This is a genomic window from Nonomuraea sp. NPDC047897, from assembly GCF_043204415.1.
Classification (GTDB): Bacteria; Actinomycetota; Actinomycetes; order Streptosporangiales; family Streptosporangiaceae; genus Nonomuraea.
On record NZ_JBIDCC010000008.1, the window covers coordinates 386,315 to 406,624 of the forward strand.

At 73.0% G+C, this 20,310-nt stretch carries 13 protein-coding genes; 4 read left to right on the forward strand and 9 right to left on the reverse strand.

The genetic code is table 11. From position 1 onward, the window contains the following. Positions 1-7 precede the first annotated feature (7 nt). The 5 genes from ACGF0J_RS20640 to ACGF0J_RS20660 are packed head-to-tail and all read right to left on the reverse strand — an operon-like array spanning position 8 to position 9,054. Positions 8-3,493 carry a hypothetical protein gene (locus tag ACGF0J_RS20640; protein WP_393148021.1) on the reverse strand — a complete coding sequence of 1,162 codons (3,486 nt, stop codon included), beginning with the start codon at positions 3,491-3,493 and terminating at the stop codon, positions 8-10. Then, the gene (locus ACGF0J_RS20645) at positions 3,490-4,302 is read right to left on the reverse strand and encodes a carbohydrate ABC transporter permease (RefSeq protein ID WP_393148023.1); all 813 of its coding nucleotides are present in this window, start codon (positions 4,300-4,302) and stop codon (positions 3,490-3,492) included. Before ACGF0J_RS20645 ends, ACGF0J_RS20640 begins: the two co-directional genes overlap by 4 nt. Further along, entirely contained in the window at positions 4,299-5,231 is a 933-nt protein-coding gene (locus tag ACGF0J_RS20650; RefSeq protein WP_393148025.1) for a carbohydrate ABC transporter permease, read from the reverse strand. Before ACGF0J_RS20650 ends, ACGF0J_RS20645 begins: the two co-directional genes overlap by 4 nt. Further along, positions 5,228-6,532: an extracellular solute-binding protein gene (locus ACGF0J_RS20655; RefSeq protein ID WP_393148027.1), complete on the reverse strand. Its 1,305-nt coding sequence runs from the start codon at positions 6,530-6,532 to the stop codon at positions 5,228-5,230. Before ACGF0J_RS20655 ends, ACGF0J_RS20650 begins: the two co-directional genes overlap by 4 nt. After that, positions 6,529-9,054 carry a glycoside hydrolase family 78 protein gene (locus ACGF0J_RS20660; protein WP_393148029.1) on the reverse strand — a complete coding sequence of 842 codons (2,526 nt, stop codon included), beginning with the start codon at positions 9,052-9,054 and terminating at the stop codon, positions 6,529-6,531. The genes ACGF0J_RS20655 and ACGF0J_RS20660 overlap by 4 nt, the downstream gene beginning before the upstream one ends. Before the next feature lie 183 nt (positions 9,055-9,237). Between ACGF0J_RS20660 and ACGF0J_RS20665 the strand changes: the two genes are divergently transcribed. Both ACGF0J_RS20665 and ACGF0J_RS20670 read left to right on the forward strand, forming a co-directional pair. Then, a complete protein-coding gene (locus ACGF0J_RS20665) occupies positions 9,238-9,975 on the forward strand; it encodes a DeoR/GlpR family DNA-binding transcription regulator (protein WP_393148031.1) in 738 nt (245 codons plus the stop codon). Positions 9,976-10,162: 187 nt separating this feature from the next. After that, positions 10,163-11,590, forward strand: a complete 1,428-nt coding sequence (locus tag ACGF0J_RS20670) for an arabinose isomerase (protein ID WP_393148033.1) — start codon at positions 10,163-10,165, stop codon at positions 11,588-11,590. A gap of 100 nt (positions 11,591-11,690) precedes the next feature. On the opposite strand, the gene ACGF0J_RS20675 is transcribed toward ACGF0J_RS20670, so the two are convergent. The 3 genes from ACGF0J_RS20675 to ACGF0J_RS20685 form a co-directional block, all read right to left on the reverse strand. Further along, positions 11,691-14,678, reverse strand: coding sequence for a BTAD domain-containing putative transcriptional regulator (locus ACGF0J_RS20675; protein WP_393148035.1), 2,988 nt, complete (start codon positions 14,676-14,678; stop codon positions 11,691-11,693). 315 nt (positions 14,679-14,993) lie between these two features. Continuing rightward, positions 14,994-16,427 (reverse strand): MFS transporter, encoded by a 1,434-nt coding sequence (locus ACGF0J_RS20680; RefSeq protein WP_393148037.1) that lies wholly within the window; start codon positions 16,425-16,427, stop codon positions 14,994-14,996. A gap of 35 nt (positions 16,428-16,462) precedes the next feature. Further along, positions 16,463-17,956, reverse strand: coding sequence for an aminotransferase class III-fold pyridoxal phosphate-dependent enzyme (locus ACGF0J_RS20685; protein ID WP_393148039.1), 1,494 nt, complete (start codon positions 17,954-17,956; stop codon positions 16,463-16,465). 198 nt (positions 17,957-18,154) lie between these two features. On the opposite strand from ACGF0J_RS20685, the gene ACGF0J_RS20690 reads away from it, so the two are divergent. Further along, positions 18,155-18,694, forward strand: coding sequence for a GNAT family N-acetyltransferase (locus ACGF0J_RS20690; protein ID WP_393148041.1), 540 nt, complete (start codon positions 18,155-18,157; stop codon positions 18,692-18,694). A gap of 55 nt (positions 18,695-18,749) precedes the next feature. Here ACGF0J_RS20690 and ACGF0J_RS20695 read toward each other — a convergent pair whose 3' ends face one another. Next, a complete protein-coding gene (locus tag ACGF0J_RS20695; protein WP_393148043.1) occupies positions 18,750-19,436 on the reverse strand; it encodes a TetR/AcrR family transcriptional regulator in 687 nt (228 codons plus the stop codon). Positions 19,437-19,559: 123 nt separating this feature from the next. Between ACGF0J_RS20695 and ACGF0J_RS20700 the strand changes: the two genes are divergently transcribed. Continuing rightward, positions 19,560-20,261 (forward strand): NAD(P)-dependent oxidoreductase, encoded by a 702-nt coding sequence (locus ACGF0J_RS20700; protein ID WP_393148045.1) that lies wholly within the window; start codon positions 19,560-19,562, stop codon positions 20,259-20,261. Positions 20,262-20,310 lie beyond the last annotated feature (49 nt).

A 20,310-nucleotide genomic window follows, 5' to 3' on the forward strand; every position in this document is an offset into this window, starting at 1 on the left:
CCGCGGCTCAGGAGGTCACATGCAGGCGGACCGGGCCGAACAGGCCGGTGCTGCGCTGGCCCGGGAAGACGAAGTGCGTCGGGCTGACCTCGTCCAGGTACGGGCCGAGGGTGCCGAGGACGAGCACCTCGACGATGTTCTCCCCGTCGTCCAGCCGGACGTCGAAGGTGTACGGCGAGCACACCCTGATCCCGCAGGGCCGCCCGTTCACCGCCACCTCGGCCGTGCCGCGGACCCGGCCGAGGTCGATCAGCCCGGCGCCCGCCGCCGCCCGCACCGTGGTGCGGTAGCGGACGCCGCCGCTGTAGCCCCACAGCCCGTTGTCCTCCCAGTCGCCGAGCCGCATGCGTCCCGGCCCGCAGGTGAACCGCACCGGACCGGACAGCGCCGCGCCCGCCCGCGCCCCGGGGGCCGTCGTCACCAGCAGTTCGCCGTCGCGGACCTCCACCGGCCCGGCCGCGTCCACCTCGACCCCGGTCACGCCAGGCGGCGGGTCGAGCAGGAACCGCTCGACCCCCGCCCGGCTGCCCGGCGCCGCGAACCCGGCGGGCAGCGCCGTCGGACGCCCGTCCAGCCAGCCCGCCCCTGGCAGCGGGTGCGGCCGCGTGCGCAGCCACAGCGCGGCCGGGTCACCGTGCTGGCGCCGCCGCACCCGGACAGCCGGGGACCAGCCGGGGCCGGAGACGGCCAGCCCGTCGGTCAGCACCCAGCCGTCCGACTCCACCCGGATCGTGTTGTCGCCCGGCCGCAGCAGGTGGGCGACGTCGTAGCGGCGCACCCGCGGGATGTCGGCCTCGGCGTACGGGTCGAAGCCGCCCTGCCGGCCCGCCTCCTCGCCGTTGACCAGCACCCGGCAGAACACGGTCGAGGCCACCTGCAGCATTTCGTACGGCGGCGCGCCCACGCGCACGGTCGTCTCCATCGGCGAGCCGCCGATCCACTCCGGCCACACCCCGTCGGCCGGATCGGCCAGCAGGCAGACGTGCGCCCGCAGGTCGTGCTCCTCGTCGGGGACGAGCAGCAGCTCCAGCGCGTACGTGCCGGGCGGCACCGGATCGCGGGAGACCGCGGCGTACCCGGCGTCGTCGAGCGGCACCTCCGCGCCGTCCAGCAGGACGGTCTTCGCGGCGCCGGCCCCGACCGCCAGCCGGCCGCCGGGGCCCGGCGGCACGGTGAGGACGCTGCGGAAGCGGGCCTGCCCGCCCGCCGCGACCCGGCCGAACGCCAGGAACTCCACCGGCACGTGCCCCTTGGGGCCGAGGGTGTCGCGATGGATCGGGTCCTTGCGCAGCCCGCGCGATACCGACCAGACGGACGGCGTCCACGGCCCGTCGTCCACCCGCTGCTCGCCGTGCGGGCCGAACGTGGCGTGCACCGGCTCGCCGTCCGGCGTGCGCAGCGTCCAGCGTTCCACGCCCGCCCCGCCGCCGAAGTCCGACCAGCCGAAGTCCGACCAGGTGTCGTCCAGGGTCGGCACCAGCTCGACGTCCCACTCCTCGCCGAGGTCGATCGCGGTCCGGTACGACGGGCGGGGCGGCGCGGGCGCTGCCTGCCCGCCCGGCCGCCCGCCCGCCTGCTCGCCGCCGAACACCAGCAGCGCGGCGGGGCCGTCGTCGAACGGGACGACCACCTCCACCGCGTCGCCGTCCACCGTGTACGGCAGCGCCCGCGTCCCGCCGTCGAAGAGACCGGCGAGCAGCGGCGTCCCGGAGACCCCCCGGACCTTGACCCGCATCTCGCGGGCGTAGCGGCCGGGGTCGAAGTCGATGGCGGCGTCCAGCCAGCCCAGCGCGACGCCGCGCTCCTCGGGCCGGCCCACGCCGATGCGGCTTGCCATGGGGAAGGTGGCCATGAGGAAGACGAGCGTGGTGTCGCCGGCCTCCCGGACCAGCGGCGGCACCGGCGCCTCGACCCGCCGGTCGAGCCCGGCCAGCGCCTCGCCCAGGTCCGCGCTCGACGCGGCGTACCGCGCGGCGCCGGTCTCGAACACGGCGCGCAGCACGGGCGCGTCCGGCAGCGCGCCCACGGCCACGAGCAGCCCGCCGCCCTGGGCGAACTCCGCGAGCCGGGCCGCGACGTCGTCGTCCAGCGTCGTGACGGCGGGCAGCACGACGGCCCGGTAGGCCTCGGTGGAGACGGCCAGCCGCCCGCCGGTCACGGCGGCGCGGCGGACCGAGTCGTCGTCGATCACGTCGGCGTCGAGGCACAGCCGGTCGAGCGCGCCGGGCGTGGTGGCGAACCACGACATGTCGCCCACGATCTCCCGGTAGACCTGCTGCGCCCGCGCCGCCGCCTCGCCTGCCGCCCCGCCCGCCGGCTCGCCCTCCGGCACGGCTCCGCTCGTGCCGGCCTGCGCGGTCGCGGTGGGCAGCAGGACGGCCACGTCGCAGGCGTGGCGGCCCAGCGACAGGGCGGCGCACAGACGGGTGACGGCGTCGGCGAAGACCCGGTGGTGCCGCCAGTACGGCTGGCGCCAGTCGGTGGACGGCGGCGCCCACTCCCACCAGCCCCGCCTGGTCGTGTAGTAGACGGCGTGCGGGTTGTACAGCGTGGCCCCCGCCCGCAGCCACGGCAGCAGCCAGTCGAGGGTCTCCTCCAGCGTGCCGCCCCAGCCGCTGGAGTGGAACGCCTCGATCCAGGTGCGCGACCCGCCGTACAGGTGGGCGAGGGAGGAGTGCAGCCGCGCGTCCCCGTGGTGGTCGGAGCCGGGTGCGCCGAACCAGCGGTGCGTCCGTGCGTAGTCGGCGTAGAGACGCACCCCGTCGACGGGAAGCCCGGCGCGGGCCGGGTCCTGCTGGTCGCAGCCGCCGATCAGGCCGTTGCGCCGGTGCCAGTCCGCCAGCGGGCGGAAGAACGCCTCCTCCGCCAGCTCGGCGCGGGTGCGCTGGTAGGCCTCCCAGTCGGGGTCGATCAGCGAGAACTCGGCGCCGCGCCGGGCCGCGTACTCCTCGGCGAACGAGGCCGACCAGGTGGGCAGGGTCGGCAGCTCGTCCTGGAACGACCCGGCGATCACCGACCCGAACCAGTGGCCGACCCGGCGCTCGAACTCGCCGTGCACCCGGTCCAGCAGCGTGGCGCACGCCTCACGCGACAGGTAGTCGAAGCCGCGCGTCGTGATCGACCCGTCCTCGGCCAGCCACTGGCCGGCGAAGCGCGGGTTCTCCTGCACCAGGCGCGCCTGCAAATCGGCGCCGGAGAAGCCGAGCTGGTCGTAGAACCACAGGAACGCGCCCAGCTCGTGCGCGTCGGCGCAGACCTGGTCCAGCAGCTCCCACCAGGCCGGCGACAGGAAGGGCGGGTCGTCGGCGTCGGAGCCGAACAGCGGGCCCGACGGCGCCAGGTTGAGGATGACGAGGTTGCGCACGCCCCCGGCCACCAGCCGCTCCATCTGCCAGCGCAGCCGCTCCCGGCGCAGCGGCTCGCCGCTCCACCACCAGATGGCCGCCGGGCTGTGCGAGGCGGGCGGCTCGCGCAGCACGTCGAAGACGTTCATCCCTTGAGCCCGCTGGAGAAGCCCTTGATGACGTAACGCTGGAGCGCCAGGAAGACCAGCACGATCGGCAGCGCGCCCAGGACCAGCCCGGCGAAGACCAGGCCGTGGTCGGAGACGTACTGGCCGACGAAGGCGAAGACGCTCACCGGGACCGTCTCGAACCCGGAGCCGCCCAGGTACAGCAGCGGCGTGAAGAAGTCGTTCCAGACGAAGACGGCGTTGAGGATGAGCACCGTGCCGGTGATCGGCCGCAGCAGCGGGAACACCACCCGGGTGAAGGCGGTCAGGTGGGAGGCCCCGTCGATCTGCGCGGCGCTGGCGTAGTCGCGGGGCAGCGCGCGGATGAAACCGGTGTAGAGGAACACGGTGAAGGGGAGCTGGATCCCGGTGTAGAAGAGGATCATGCCGGCGTGCGTGCCGAGCAGGCCGAGATCGTTCACCAGCCCGTAGAGCGGGATCATGCCGAGCTGGAACGGCAGCACGATGCCCAGCAGGAACAGGATGTACAGGCCGTAGCCCAGCCGGCTGTGCGCCCGCGCCAGGAAGTAGGCGGCGAACGAGCCGAGCGCGACCAGCGCGACCAGGCTGACCACGGTGATCACGGTGCTGTTGATCAGCGACGGGCCGAGCGCCGCGGCCGACCACGCCTTGCCGAAGTTGTCCAGCGTGGGCGGCGCGGGCAGCGCCAGCGGGGTCTGGGAGATCTGCGCGGGGTCCTTCAGCGACAGCGAGACCAGCGTGTAGACGGGGAACATGAACGCCACCGCCACCACGACCATGACGATCTCCAGCAGGAACGTCCTTCTCACGAGGCCACCTCCCGGCTGCGCAGGTAGGAGATCTGGACGAGGGAGACCGCCGCCACGAACAGCGCCAGCACCAGCGCGATCGCCGTGCTGTAGCCGAACTTGCCGAACACGAACGCCTGCTTGTACAGCACCGTGGACAGCGTCTCGGTGGCGTAGCCGGGGCCGCCGTTCGTCGCGGCGAAGACCTGGTCGAACAGCTTGAGCCCGCCGATCGTGGACAGCATCAGGTTGATCGTCAACGCGGGCGCCAGCAGGGGCCAGGTGACGTAGCGGAAGCGCTGGAAGGTGCCCGCGCCGTCGATCATCGCGGCCTCGTGCAGTTCCCTGGGCACTCCCTCCAGCCCGGCCAGGAAGATGACCATGGAGTATCCGGCGTACTGCCACACCACCATGCCGGCGATCGACCACAGCGCGACCGAGGGGTCGCCCAGCCAGTCGACCTCCAGGCCGAGCAGCCCGTTCAGGCCGGCCGACGGGTCGGGGTTGTAGACGTACTTCCACAGGAACGCCACCATGACCGGGCTGACGACCACCGGCGAGAAGAAGACCACGCGCAGCAGCGCCCGGCTGCGCAGCTTGGCGTGCACGCCGAGCGCCAGCAACAGGCCCACGCCGTTCTGCACGGCGACGATCGCCAGGGTCAGCAGCAGCGTGTTGCCGATCGAGCCCATGGCCTGCTCGTCGTCCAGCAGCGTCAGGAAGTTGGCCGCTCCGACGAAGGACATGTCCTGCCCGATGCCGCTCCAGTCGGTGAAGGCGTAGACCACCCCGCTGGCGGCCGGGTAGAGCACGACCACCGCGTAGACCAGCAGGGCGGGCGCGGCGAACAGCCAGGACGGGGAGGTGGCGCTGAAGCGCCGCAGCCGGCCCGGCCGCCCGGCGGATGCCGGGCGCGACCGGGGCGGCTTGTCGACAGTCAGGTGAGTCACTTGCGGTACGCCTCGTCCATCTTCTTCAGCGCCTCGTCGATCGTGGCCTTCCCGGCGAGCAGCTCTTGCACGACCGCGAAGTGCACCGGCTGGATCTCGGCGTTGGGCCAGCGCTGGTCCATGAACGGCACCGCCCGGTCCTTGGTGAACGGCAGGAACGACTGCACCGCCGGGTCGATGGTGGAGTCGGCGTCCTGGGTGAGCGGGATCGCGGAGATGGCCTTGGCGTAGGCGTTGATGTTCTCCTGCTTGCCGAGGAAGTCGACGAACGCCTTGGCCTCCTCGACGTTCTTGCCCTTGGCGTTGACGCCCAGCCCGACGACGACTCCGGCGGGGATCCAGACGGACGCCTCGTCGTCGGCTCCTGGCACCGGGAACATCGACAGGTCGTCCGGCGAGGAGGCCGCCTTGCGGAAGTCCGGCAGCACGGCCGACACCTGGATCGCCATGCCCGCCTTGCCGGTGGCCACCATGGAGATCTGCTGCTCGAACGTGGTGCCGTTCGGGTTGTCGTTGAAGAAGCCGCGCTTCTGCAGCTCCAGGTACATCTCCATGGCCTGGCGCCAGCCGGAGTCGGCGAAGCTGGCCTGCCCGGCGAGCTGCTTGTCGTCGAAGGTCGGGTCCTTGGCGTAGACGGTCGAGGGGACCAGCGCGTACGTGATGAGCTGTGTCACCCACGGCGTCTGCGCGCCCAGGGCGATCGGCGCCACCCCGGCCTTCTTCAGCTTGCCGCACACCTCCAGGAACTCGCTCCAGGTCTTCGGCGGCTCCTGCACGCCCGCCTTCTCGAAGACCTTCTTGTTGTAGACGGCGCCGATGACCGACGACCCGGCGGAGTAGATGTAGGTCTTGCCGCCGGACTGGAAGGCCGGCTTGAACCCGGTGGGGATGGTCGCCGCCCACGCCTGCCCGGACAGGTCGGCCAGCAGCCCCGCCTCGGCGATCTGGTTCATCGACATCGCGCTGCCGTTGCCCGGATACACCACGTGCAGGTCGGGGGCGTTGCCCGCGCCGAGCTGGGTGCGCAGGGAGGTCTGCACCTGGTCGGTCGGCGCGTAGGAGGCGTTCACCCGCACCGACGGCTTGGCCTGCTGGTAGGCGGCCACCAGGCTGTCCATCGGCGTCTTCTGGTCGGCGACGCCGACGAACTTAAGCTCGGTCACGGCCTTGCCGCCGTCGGTGGTGGCGGTGGTCTGCGGCCTGGTGGAGCAGGCGGTGGTGGCGACGGCGGCGGCGGCCAGGCCGCCCATCATGCGCAGGAAGTGGGCGCGGCTCACCCGGGCGGCGCGTAGGTCGGTCATGGTCTTGTCTCCTGGGTCGAGCGGAACAGGTGATCCCCCGAGGGCACGTGATGCGTGGGGCCGTCGGGCAGGTGGACGGTGGCGGTGGCGCCGGGCGGGACGGTCACGGCGAGCCGGAAGGCGCCTTCGGCGCGTTCCCACTCCACCGCGATCCGGCCGCGCACCGACTCGTACGAGGCTCGCGCCCAGGACAGGTCGCCGGGCAGCGGGCGGATGACCAGCTCCCGGTAGGCCACCGAGCCGGGAGCCTGGCCGATTCCGGCGACGCCGCCGTACAGCCACTCCCCGATCGAGCCGAACGCGTAGTGGTTGAAGGAGTTCATGGAGGCCGCGCCCTCGCCGTCCCAGCGCTCCCAGACCGTGGTGGCGCCGTTGCGCACCTGGTAGAGCCAGGACGGGGGGTCGGTGCGGCGCAGCAGCGCGTGTGCCAGGTCGGCGCGGCCGTGCTCGGACAGCACCGGGCAGAGCAGGTTGACGCCGAGGAAGCCGGTCTGCGGGCCGTGCTCCTCGACCAGCTCGGCCAGCCGCCGCGCGGCCGGGGCGACCTGGTCCGGAGGCAGCAGGCCGAAGGCGAGAGCCAGCAGGTAGCCGGTCTGGGTGTCGCCCGTCAGCCGGCCGGCCGGCAATAAGAACGTTTTAATGAAGGCCGTCCTGATATCCCCGGCGAGCCGGCGCATACGCTCGGTGTCGGCGGTGCGGCCGTGCACGTCGGCGGCCCGGGCGGTCAGGTCGGCGCTGCGGTGGAAGAAGGCCGTGGCCAGCAGCTCGCGGGGGGTGGCCGGGCCGGGCGCCAGCCAGTCGGCGAAGTGCGGGCCGGTCCTGGCGCGCCAGATCAGGTCGGGGTTGTGGCGGTGCACGAAGTCCACCCACGCGGCCATCGAGTCCACGTCGAGGAAGGCGGGGTCGCCGTAGACCTCGTACAGGTGCCAGGGGACGAGCACGCCGGCGTCCGCCCAGCCGGGCGCGCCCTCCTCCGCGACGCCGCTGAGCCGGGGCGCCACGTTGGGGAACCCGCCGTCCGGGGTCTGCGCGTCGCGCACGTCGCGCAGCCACTTGGCGAAGAACGCGGCGACGTCGGCGTTGAAGCAGGCGGTCGGCAGGAACACCTGCGCGTCGGCCATCCAGCCGAGCCGCTCGTCACGTTGCGGGCAGTCGGTCGGCACGCTGACGAAGTTGCCGCGCTGGCCCCACTCGATGTTCCGCCACAGCCGGTTGATCTCCGGGTCGGAGCAGGAGAACGTGCCGGTCCACGGCGTGTCGCTGTGCAGCACCACGGCCGACACCTCGCCGAGGTCCGCCGCCCCGCTGATCTCGGCGTACCGGAAGCCGTGGTAGGTGAAGGCCGGCTCGAACACCGTGGCCGGCCCCGCGCTGACGAGCACGTCGGTCGCGTCGGCCGTGCGGAGGTTGGCGGTGTCGAGACGGCCCGCGTCGTCCAGCGTCTCGGCGTGCCTGATCGTCACCCGGGCGCCGGGCCGCGACTCCGGCAGGGCCAGCCGGAGCCGGCCCGCCAGGTTCTGCCCGAAGTCGACGAGGTGGGTGTCGGGACCGAGCCGGGTGAGGGCGACGGCGGCGATCTCGCGCACCTCCCTGACCGGCTCGTCCGGCGAGGGCGCCAGGAGCGTGTGGTCGCGGCCCGTCACCACGGCCGGCCGCCAGCCGGAGTCGTCGAAGCCGGGCCGGTCCCAGCCTGGCGTGGCCGCGCGCAGGTCGTGGCACTCGCCCTTGAGCAGGTCGGCGTAGCGGACGTGGCCGCGGCCCACACGCCAGGCGGCGTCGGTGCCGACCACCTCCGCCGAGCCGTCGGCGTAGGTCAGGTGCAGCTCGGCGATGAGCTCGGGGAAGCGGCCGTAGTGGTAGCCGGGCCGGCGCGGGTCGAACCCGACGAAACCGGACCACCAGCCGTCGGCGAGCGTGACGCCCAGGACGTTCTCACCTTCGGTGATCCACCGCGTCACGTCGAGGGTCTGGTACTGGATGCGCCGTCGGTAGTCGGTCCACCCGGGGGTGAGCCGTCCGTCGCCCGCCCGGTGACCGTTGACCGCGGCCTCGTAGAGCCCCTTGGCGCTGATGTGCAGGCGGGCGGCGATCACGGGGGAGCGGGCGTGGAAGGCGCGGCGGAGCTGGGGGCACGGCTGCAGGCCGTGGTCGGGCAGCGCCAGCTCGCCCTCGGTGGGCGGGTCGACGTGCTCCACGGCGTCGGGGTCGGCCGCGATCCAGGCCGCCGACCAGGTGTCGAGGCCGGTCTCGAACCAGGAGCGGGCGGTGCCCGGGACGCCGTCGCGGCCCCAGAGCGTGACCTGCCAGTCGTACCTGGTGCCGGGGCGCAGGGGCGGCCCGTCGTACCTCACGCTGATCGCGGCGGGGTCCGTCACGCGGCCGCTGCTCCAGACTCCGTCCACGTCCACCTGGAAGGAGATCGGATCGGCTCCGCGTGCCCGCCAGGCCAGCAGGGGAAGTCCGGCCACGCCCAGCGGGGTCGTGCGATGGTCGCAACGCAGACCGTAGGGCACCGCGTTCATGCCCACCTCCGACCGTCAGGGGTTGTTAAGTTCACTAAGGCTTTGTTAAAAAGCCGGGTTGCAGGGAGGGTACGAGTCCCCGGAGAGGGGTGTCAAGGTTATGATTCGCGACTGTTCGGGCCGGATAGGGGCGCGGTGAAAACGCGGCGGCACACGTCGGACAGGTCGGCCCGGCGGCACGGCATGGCCGAGCACATCGTGCGCCAGGGCTCCGCCTCGGTCACCGACCTGGCCGAGATCTTCTCGGTCAGCGTGATGACCGTGCACCGCGACCTCGACGAGCTGGAACGCCGGGGCATGGTGCGCAAGGTCCGCGGCGGCGCCACCGCCCAGGCCTCCAACGTCTTCGAGAGCAACATCGCCTACCGGCTGAAGGCGCACACGGCCGAGAAGGACGCGATCGGCCGTCTGGTCGCGGGGCTGATCGAGCCCGGCGGGTCGATCATGCTCGACGACTCCACCACGGCGCTCGCCGTGGCCCGCCACCTGAGGGACGCGGCGCCCCTGACGGTGCTGACCAACTTCCTGGAGATCATCAGGCTGCTGGTGGACAGTCCCGGCATCCGGCTCATCGCGCTCGGCGGCGAGTATCACAGCACCCATGACTCCTTCCTCGGCCTCGGCTGCGTGGACGCGGTGGAGGCGGTGAGCGCCGACGCCGTCGTGGTGTCCACCTCGGCCGTCTCCGAGCAGTACGCCTTCCATCAGGAGCAGGAGATCGTGCTGGTCAAGCGGGCGATGCTGCGCTCGGGCAGGCGCCGCGTGCTGGCCGTCGACCACTCCAAGCTCGCCCGGGTCGCGATGCACCGGGTCGCGCCGCTGGACGGGTTCGACGACATCGTGGTCGACTCCCGGGCTCCGGCCGAGACCCTGCAGCGCCTGCGCGACCAGCATGGCAACGTCCGGGTGGCACAGATATAACGCTTTGATGTTGTATTTCTAACGCAACTCTTGTTAAGAGATTGGCTGCCTGTTACAAAGTGGGGACCCCCGCCCCCTCGCAGCCAAGGAACCGCCATGCACGGTACCTCGCGCCGGGCGTCACTCCGCTTCGGTGGCGTCATCGAGGTCGAAGCGCGATGACACAGTCGAAAGAAGGGAATCCCGCGTGAGCACACACCCCCGCGTCACCCCGAGACGCACCAAGGTCGGACTGGTGGCCGGCGGGCTCGGCGCCTACTGGCCCCAGTTCCCCGACCTGCTGCCCCAACTGCGGCGCTCGTCCGCCCGGGTCGCCGAGCGGATGGAGGCGCTGGACTGCGAGGTGGTCGACGTCGGCTTCATCTCCGACGCCCAGGAGGGCGCCGCGGCGGCCGAACGGCTGCGCGAGGCGGGCTGCGACCTCATCGTCGGCTTCCTCACCACCTACATGACCGCCACCATGCTGGTGCCCGTGGCGCAGCGCAGCGGCGCGCCCGTGCTGCTCATCAACCTGCAGCCGACCGAGTCGATGGAGCACGCCACCTTCGACACCGGGCAGTGGCTCGCCTACTGCGGCGCCTGTCCGCTGCCCGAGATGGCCAACGCCTTCACGCGCTGCGGCATCCCGTTCCGGTCGGTCTCCGGCTACCTGGAGGACGAGCGGGCGTGGCAGAAGATCGCCCGGTGGGTGCGGGCGGCGGGCGTGCGGGCCACGCTCCGGCACGGACGGCACGGCCTCATGGGCCACCTCTACCCGGGCATGCTCGACGTGGCCACCGACCTCACGCTGGTGAGCGCCAATCTCGGCGGGCACGTCGAGGTGCTGGAGTTCGACGACCTGCGCGTACGGGTGGAGGAGGTCACCGACGCCGAGGCCGAGGAGCGCACCCGGGTCGCCCGCGACGTCTTCGACCTGGCCGACTCCGTCAACGAGGACGACCTGAACTGGGCCGCCCGGGTCTCGGTCGGGCTGGACCGGCTGGTCGCCGACTTCGAACTGGACAGCCTGGCCTACTACCACCGGGGGCTGGACGGGGAGATCCACGAGCGGCTCGGCGCCGGCATGATCCTCGGCGCCTCCCTGCTCACCGCGAGGGGCGTGCCGGCCGCCGGCGAGTACGAGCTGCGCACGTCACTCGCCATGCTGATCATGGACCGGCTGGGCGGCGGCGGATCCTTCACCGAGCTGCAGGCGCTCGACTTCGCCCGGGGACACGTGGAGATGGGCCACGACGGCCCGGCCCACCTGGCGATCAGCTCGCGCCGCCCGCTGCTGCGCGGCCTCGGCGTCTACCACGGCAAGCGTGGCTGGGGCGTGTCCGTCGAGTTCGACGTCACCAGGGGCCCCGTCACCGCGTTCGGCCTGCGGCAGGCGCGCGACGGGCGCTTCGGCTTCGTCGTCTCGGAGGGCGAGGTCGTGCCCGGCCCGCTGCTGCAGATCGGCAACACCACCTCCCGGGTCGACTTCGGTTGCGATCCGGGGGAGTGGACCGACGCCTGGAGCGCCAGCGGGATCTCCCACCACTGGGCCCTCGGCACCGGTCACCGGGCGGCCGAGCTCCGGGCCGTGGCCGACCTGCTCGACGTGGACTTCGTGCCCGTCCAGCCCGCCTGACGACGTGAACTCCGGGCCCGTCCAGCCCGCCTGACGACCGGACGGGCCCGGCTCACGGGCGCCACGCGCCGACCCCACGCCAGGGGCCGGGCCCCGGCCGTCAGGCGGCGCCGCACGGATCGACCAGCACCGGATCCGGAAGCACGGGGTCGGGCAGTACGGCGGCGACCTGCAGGCCGGATCCCTGACAGGCGACGGGCGGGGGCTGGTAGCCCCCCAGCGCGGCGCGCGCCCTGGCCAGCAGGCGCGCCCCCTGCCCACGCGCCTGCGCGGCCCCCAGGTCGTCCAGCCGGACGAGCGTGGGCCGCAGGAGGTTCACGGCGTCGCGCGGACGCCCCGCCGCGAGGTGGATCTCCGCCTGCAGGCAGGCCAGCTCGGCCTCCCCGTACGCGTCGCCGAGGCGGGCGAAGATCCGCCGGCCGGTCTCGGCCAGGCCCATGGCGTCCGCGTGCCGCTCGCGCCGCAGCGCCACCGCGCCCAGCAGTTCGAGGGGGCGCGCCTCGCCGTACCGGTCGCCGACGCCGGGCAGGTCCCGCGCCTCGCGGGCCAGCGCGTGCGCCGTCTCCACGTCGCCGTCCCGCAGGCGGCACCAGCCCAGCCGGTGCAGCGCCACCGCCTCGAACCGGGTCTCGCCGAGGTCGCGGGAGCGGCCCAGCACCTCCTCGTAGACGCCCTGGGCCTGCGAGCCGTGCCCCAGGGCGAGCAGCGTGTCGGCGACGGCGGCCAGGGCCAGCGTCTCGGCGTGGGCGTCGTCGGCCGAACGGGCCAGGTCGAGGGCCTGCCGGGAGAGCTCCAGCGCCTCCTCCGGCGCGGCGCGCAACGTGGTGATGTGGGACTGCGCGGCCAGCGCGTAGGCCAGCTCCCGGTGCGCGCGCAGCCTCCTGAAGGCGGCGGCGCACCGGGCGAGCAGGCCGTGCGACTCGCCGATCCGGCCACCCCGGATCATCAGCGTGGCGCGGGCGTACTCGGCGCGCCAGCCGGTCAGCTCGTCGCCGTGATCCCAGCCGGCCTCGCGGACGGTGACGGCCGAGTGGGCCAGCTCCGTCAGGTCGTCGCGGTGCCTGGCGAGCGAGGCGACGGCCTCGACCAGCCGCGCCGCCCGCCCGTACCAGCCGTAGGCGTGACACTGCCTGACCAGGCCGAGCAGCCGGGCGCGCTCGGCGGCCAGCCACCGCCAGGGGCGCGCCTCCACGTGGGCCGTCGCGGGCGTGGGCAGGGCCACCTCGCCGCCGGTCTCCGGCGGGAGCTGGCCCACGGCCCGCGGCAGCCGCGTCATGGCCCGCACGGCGAGCCCCAGCAGGGCGTCCACGTAGCGGCCCATGGCGGCCTTGACCGCGGCCGGGCTCTCCTGCTCGGCCAGGTCGGCGGCGTACAGGGCGGACAGCGGGTGCAGGCGGTAGACGGGATCGCCCATCGCGTTCAGGCCGGCCGGTTCGAGCAGGCTGGCCTCGATCAGGCGGTCCACGGTCCGCTCGTCACCGTCGTCGGACAGCGTGGCGACCGTCCACGGCTCGATCTCGGCGTCGCGCAGCAGCCCGAGCCGGCGGAAGGCGGTGCGGGCCGGCGGGTCGAGCGCGAGGTAGCTCCGCTCCAGGCTGCGACGCATGCCGAGGTCGCCCATCTCCAGCTCGTCCAGCAGCCGCCGGTCGGTCAGCCGGTCGGCGAAGGCCGTCAGGCTCATGGCGGGCTGGGCGGCGAGCCGCGCGCCGGCGATCCGCAGGGCCAGCGGCAGGTGACCGCACGCGGCGGCGACGCGGCGGGCGGCCTCCGGCTCCCTGGTGATCCGCCTGACGCCCACCAGGTTCAGCAGCAGCCGGTGGGATTCGGGCTCCTCCAGGCTCGTCAGCCGGACGGCGAAGGCGCCCGCCAGGGTGGACAGCAGCCGCCTGCTGGTGATCACCACGGCGCATCCGGGGGAGCCGGGCAGGAGGGGCCGGACCTGCTCGGCGTCGAGAGCGTCGTCGAGCACGAGCAGCACGCGCCGGTCGGCCAGGCGGGAGCGGAACATGGCGGCGCGCTGTTCGGGGCCGTCCGGGATGGTCGACGGGCTCGCGCCCGTCGCCTGCAGCAGCTCGGCCAGCACCTCCGCGGCGTCGCGCGGCCGGTCACCGGTCCCGCCGAGCCGCGCGTAGAGCTGGCCGTCGGGGAAGCGGCCCTGGACGCGGTGCGCGAGCTGCACGGCAAGCGCGGTCTTGCCGACCCCGGGCGGGCCGGTCACGGCGACGATCGCCGTCGCCGTCGGGCGTTCGTGGGCGAGGAAGTCGTCGGCCGCGCCGAGCAGGGCGTCCCGCCCGACGAAGTCGCCGGCCCCGCCGGGGAGCTGGCGCGGCACCGTCCACAGCGCGACCGCCCCGAGCGGTTCGACGGCGAGGTCGTAGCGGACGGGCCGGGTGGCGAGGGCCGGGTCGCCGGTCAGCACCGCGTGGTGCAGCCTCCTCAGCTCGTCGCCCGCGTCGAGGCCGTACTCGCGCCGCAGCACAGCCGAGACGGACGCGTAGGCGTTCAGCGCCTCCACCTGCCGGCCGCACCGGAACAGCGCCACCATCAGCTGTCCGCACAGGTGCTCGCGCAGCGGGTACTTGAGCACCAGGCGGCGCAGGTCCGGGACGATCTGGGCGTGGTTGCCCAGGGTGAGCTCGATGTCGAAGCGCCGGTGCAGCGCCCGGAACCACTCCTCGGTGAGCTGCGGGACCTCGTCGCGCTGCAGGGAGTCGGACAGCACGTCCGCCAGCGGCGCGCCCCGCCACAGCTCCAGCCCCCGCTGGAGCAGGCAGAGCTCCGTCAGGAGGTCTCCGGCGGCCTCCGCGTGGGCCACGCGCTCCATCAGGGCCCGGTGCTGGAGAAGGTCGAGCTCCTCGACGGTGACCTCGATGAGGTAGCCCCCGGGGGTCGTGTGGATGATCCGGCGCTCGCTGGAGTAGTCGCCCAGGGCGCTGCGCAGCCGGGCCATGTGCGTCTGCAGGGAGGCGCGGGTGTAGCGGGGCATCCGGTCCTGCCAGAGCAGCTCGGTGAGCTCGTCGGCCAGGACGACCTGGTTGGCGGACAGCAGAAGTTTCGCCAGGATTATCCTCTGCTTCGTGGCGTTCACTGTGATGTTGTGATTTCCGCGCCGTGCGTGCAGCGGTCCCAGAATTCCGAACCGTGTTGCCATCTCCATGTGAAGAAACCCCCGGGTTCGGCTCGTGTGCCGGCTCCTGAGCAGGACTCATATGAGCATCAGGTATTCCCCCCTTTCGGTTGTGCGGATACGCGGCGGGACTCGCGCCATGATCGGAAGGACGTCCGCGAGGAATCCTAACCGTTGAATGCGTCTTTTGCATGAATGAATTCAGTTGACAGAACAAGCATTTTTCGGGCAAACGGAATTCGCCGCATAAGGGGCCCCGAATAGCGCGACGGAAAGTCACCGGTCGACAGCCGGCGGCTCCCCGGAGCGGGTTCTCCTGGGCAGCAGCGGGACCAGCAGGAGGGCGGCGAAGAACACCGCCGGGACGTAGCCGAGCGAACGCCACGCGGCCTCCACCCAGACGGGCGGGTCCGGCGCTCCGGTGCCCGCCAGCCCGAAGAACAGCGCGCCGATGATCGCCACCCCGGCGGCCCCGCCGAGCTGGATCGTCGCGTTGGCCACCCCCGATCCGGCGCCCGCGTCCGCCGCCGGCACCTCGGCCAGGACGAGGTCCACCAGGATGGGCACCAGAAGGCCCATGCCGAGCCCGGCGACGGCGAGGCAGGCGAAGACCTGCCACGGGGCCGTCGTGGAGCCCTGCTGCCTGATCACCAGGACCAGGGCCGACATGCCGGCGCCCATCAGACCGAGGCCGCCGCCGACCAGCCGGCGCCCCATGCGCGGCCCGTGCTTGACGGCCAGGTTCGCGGTGACGCCGAGGCCGACCGTCCAGCCGAGGCCGGTCAGCGCCATCCGCAGCGGGCTCCAGCCGTGCGCGATCTGGAACCCCCACACCAGCACGAGGAAGTACGCGGTGACGCCCGAGAAGACGAGCATCAACAGCACGGACCCGGCCGCGAAGGAACGGTTGGCCAGCAGCGCCGGCGGCACCAGCGGCGAGTCGTCGCCGCGCCGGCGCTGGTGCAGGCCGAACAGCGCGAACAGCGGCACCGAGCCGGCCATCGACCACAGGGACCAGGCGGGCCAGCCGAGCTCCCGGCCCTGCACGAGAGGGAACATCAGCGCCACCGAGGCGAGGCCGAGCAGCAGCACGCCCCCCAGGTCCAGGCGGAGCGGGCGGTCGGACCTCGACTCGGGCAGCACCCGGGCGGCTCCGGCGAGGGCGAGCACGCCGAGGGGGACGTTCACCCAGAAGATCCAGCGCCAGCCGGGCCCCGCCGTCAGCAGGGCGCCCGCGAGCGGCCCCATGACGGCGGCGACCGGGATGACGACGCCGAACAGGCCCATCGCCTTGACCCGCTCGCGGACCGGGAACATCACCTGGATGACCGACAGCGCCTGGGGCACCATCAGCGCGGCGAAGGCCCCCTGCAGGGACCGCGCGGCGACCATCATCTCCCCGCTCCGGGCGAGGCCGGCCAGGGCCGAGGCGAGGGTGAAGCCGGCCACACCCACCAGGAACACCTTCCTGTGCCCGGCGATGTCCCCCAGCCGGCCGCCGGTGACCAGCAGCAGCGCGAAGGCGAGGGCGTAGCCGCCGACCACCCACTGCCCGATCGAGTAGCCCGCGCCGACGTCCCGCTGGATGTCCGGCAGCGCCACGTTGACGATCGTCACGTCGAGCTGGTCCATGAACGTGGCCGCCAGCACGATGAACAGGGCCAGCCAGCGGCGCGGATGCGCGCCGGCCCGCCCCTGCGTGCGTGACACCGCCTGCGTCCGTGACGCCGCCCCCGAGCGGTCGGTCACCGGGCCGCCGCTCCCGCGGTGAGGTCGAGCGGGAAGCCGTTGCTCCGCATCGTCAGCATGCTGTCGGTGACCGCGGCCAGCACCGCCTCGACGTCCGCCTTGTCGTGCGCGCCGCCGGTGAAGAACACCGGGGAGTTCAGCGTGTAGACGCCGCGGACCCGCAGCATCAGGCCGAGCAGGGACAGGGCCGGATTGACCGCCCCGGCGTACTCCCGGTAGTCGGTGAAGGACTCCTTGGGCAGGAGCTGGAAGCCGCCCATGAAGTCGCCGAACCCGGTCAGCCACAGGGGGATGCCGTGCTCGGCGCGGAAGGCGGCGAGCCGATCACGGATGAGCGCCACCTTGGCCCGGGTCTCGGTGTAGTACTCCTCGCCCTTGTCCCGCAGCAGGCTCAGAGTCGCGTACGAGGCGCACAGCGCCAGGTGGTTGGCGGTGTGCGTGCCCGCCACGGACACCTTGGCGCCGAGGTCCGTGGCGTACCGGCCGCTCGTCCGCGCGCGGTCCATGATCTCCGCCCGGCCCCCGACGGCGGAGATCGGGATGGCCAGCCCGCTCATGACCTTGCCGTAGCAGTACAGGTCCGCGGGGATGTCGAACGCCCGCGCCGCGCCGCCGGGACCGAACCGGAAACCCGTCAGCACCTCGTCGAGGACGACCGGGACGCCCAGCCGCCGGCCGGCGAGCGCGACCGCCTTCGTCGTCGGGACGGTGACCTCCGGGAAGGGGAACGCCGACAGCGCCGGCTCGGCCAGGACGCAGGCCAGCTCGTCCGCGTGCCGTTCGACCAGCTCCACGGCGGCGGCCGGGTCGTTGGGCAGGACGAGCAGGTCGTCCGGGCCGGCCGGCGGCACTCCGGGCTCGAACGGCGTCCGCCCGACGCCGTCCGGGCCGATCGGTGGGAAGGGGACGGTGGGGTGGCCGTGGTACCAGAAGGCGCTGTTGTGCACCGCCAGGTCGTAGGAACCGTGGACGGCCCCCTCGAACTTGGCGACCTTCCGGCGGCCGGTGTGGGCGCGGGCGAGCTTGACGGCGGTGCGCACCGCCTCCGTGCCCGAGTTGAGGAACGCGAACTCCTCGCAGTGCGGGACGAACTCCCGCATCAGCCGGGCCAGGTCGCGTTCCAGCGGGTGCAGGTTGCCGTTGCCGACGTTGGTCCGCATCCGGTCCCGCACGTAGGACACGACCGGCTCGGGGTTGTGGCCGTGCAGCGACTGGGTGCTGAAGCCCAGATGGCAGTCGATGTACTCGTTGCCGTCGACGTCGACGATCCGGCCCCCGCTCGCCTCGGCCATCGCGGGAGGGAACTGGGGCGACAGGAAGGGCCGCAGCATGTGGCTCGCCGGGTGCAGCGAGCGCACCTCCTCCACCACCGCGGCGGAGCCGGGCTGACGGGCGCGCACCTCCCGGAAGAGGTCCTTGACCCACTGGCGGCCGAGCAGGTCGTGCATGGCGTGCCGGACCTGGGACGCGGCGTCCAGGTTTGCGCTCATGGGACTCCTAGCTTGTCGCGACGCGGTGCCGCCGTCATGGTCACCCGGCGGCCTAGAGCCCGGCTCAAGTGCCACTGGTGGGACGGAAACGAGATGCCGACGGTCCGCGGGCGCTGCTACGGTCAGCCCTGTGACGACGGTCAGCCGTGTGACGACGGTCGGGGCCGGGGGCGCGGCGTCCCTCACCCGGAGGCCCTCATGACGTTCACCTGGCGCCGGCTCGGCGAGGCCGACTTCCCGCTGCTGCGCAGGTGGCTGGAGCAGCCGCACGTGGCCCGGTGGTGGTTCCACGAGACCTCGGCCGAGGCGGTGGCGCGTGACTTCGGCGCCGCCGCCAGGGGCGAGGAGCCGTCGGAGGATCTGCTCGTGCACCTCGACGGCCGCCCTCTCGGCCTGGTGCAGCGGTGCCGCCTGGCCGACTATCCCGGCTACCGCGACGAGCTGGCCGCCGTCACGGCGGTGCCCGACGGGGCGGTGACCGTCGACTACCTCATCGGCGAGCCCGAACGGACGGGGCGCGGCCTCGGGCCGGCGATGATCCGCGCCGTGGTCGAGCGGACGTGGGAGGAGTTGCCGGACGCCACCTGCGTGCTGGTGCCCGTGCCGGTCGCCAACCGCGCGTCGTGGCGGGCGCTGGAGAAGGCCGGGCTGCGCCGCGTCGCGGAAGGGGAGCTGGAGCCCGACAATCCTGCCGACGACCGGGCTCACTACCTGTACCGGGTGGACCGGCCGGCGTAGCGCCGGACAGGGCTGTCGTGCCCCCGGTGCGAGGGCGCCGGACCGTCCGCGCGTCTCACCGCGCGGCCCGCACCTCGGGGAGGTGCCTCTCCAGGCCGTCGAGGACCAGGTCCAGGCCGAACGCGAACTCCTCCGCGTAGGAGTAGCCGGGTTGCAGGGCGTGGTCGGCCATCATCTCGGCGAGGTGGGGATACACGCCCGCGGGCATGTGCCGGCCCATCGTCTCCACCACGTCCTCCAGTTCCTCGGGCGTGCCGAACGGGAGGTTCGACTCCTGCAGGACGAACCCGTAGACGTAGCTGTCGAGGACGGAGAAGGCGTGGGCGGCCATCGCGATGGTGAACCCCGCGGCTCGTAGGCTGCCGATCACGGCGTCGTGGTGCCGGAGCGTCGCCGGACCGGGGTTGCGTCGCGACTCCATCAGCCCGAGCGCCCAGGGGTGGCGGGAGAGCACCTCGCGGGCGGAGGCCGCGCGCCGGCGCATGGCGGTCTTCCAGTCGGTCCCGCCGGGGGGCAGCTCGATCTCGGCGAAGACGAGGTCGACGATCCCGTCCAGGATCTCGTCCTTGTTGGCCACGTGGTGGTAGAGCGACATCGCCTCCACCTCCAGGTGCTCGGCCACCTTGCGCATCGTGACCGAGGCGACGCCCCGCTCGTCGGCGACCCGCGCGGCCGCTTGGAGGACGCGTTCCCTGCTCAGTGAGGTGCGGGGGGCGCGTGGGCGGGTGGGGCGCGATGGCATGTGCGGCTCCTGGTGCTCCCTGACGTCGGCGACGTACCGGGCTTGACTGCCTTACGTTCGTAAGGATAGCGTCCAGGTGTACCTTACGCCCGTAAGGCGCAGGCGTGGGGAAGAGGAGGGCACGTGGACGTGCACGGGAAGAGAATCTGCGTCGTCGGGGCGTCCGGGAAGCTCGGGCGCTACATGATCCGGCACGCCCTGGACCGGGGGTACGAGGTCGTGGGCGTGTGCCGTGAGCAGAGCGTCGGGAAGCTCGCGGACTTCGCGGGACGCATCACGATCGTGCCGGGGGCGACCGACGACCGAGAGGTCATCAGACGGGCGGTCGCCGGATGCGACGGCGTGCTCACCGTGCTGGTGCCCTGGGGCGTCCGGGGCTACTCCTCCGGCACGGCCCAGGCGGTGCTGGACCACGCACCTCCCGGGGCGCGGCTGGTGTTCTCGTGCGGGTGGCACATCACGCGCGACGGGCAGGACGTCTACCCGCTAAGGTTCCGGGCGTTCGTCAAGACCTTCAGCCTGCTCGGCCGGCTCGCCCGCGTCGTCGACATCGACGACCAGGTGGAGGCCTGCCGGCGGGTGTTCGCCAGCGACACCCGCTGGACCGTCGTGCGGGGCAGCGACCTGGAGGAGGGCGAGAGCCAGGGGCTGCCGGTGTGGAGCCGGCACGTCGGCGACCCGATCCTCCGCAGCAACGTCACCCGGCGGGTGGACTACGCGCTGTTCATGGTGGAGGCGCTCGTCGCCGACGAACTGGTCCACGAGGCGCCGGCGATCGTCGGCTGCCGCACCCCTTCCGCCCTGGCCCACGCCGGTCGCACCTGACCCGCCCGCGATCACCTCCAGAATTGGTTCGCGCCGCTATCCAATGAAG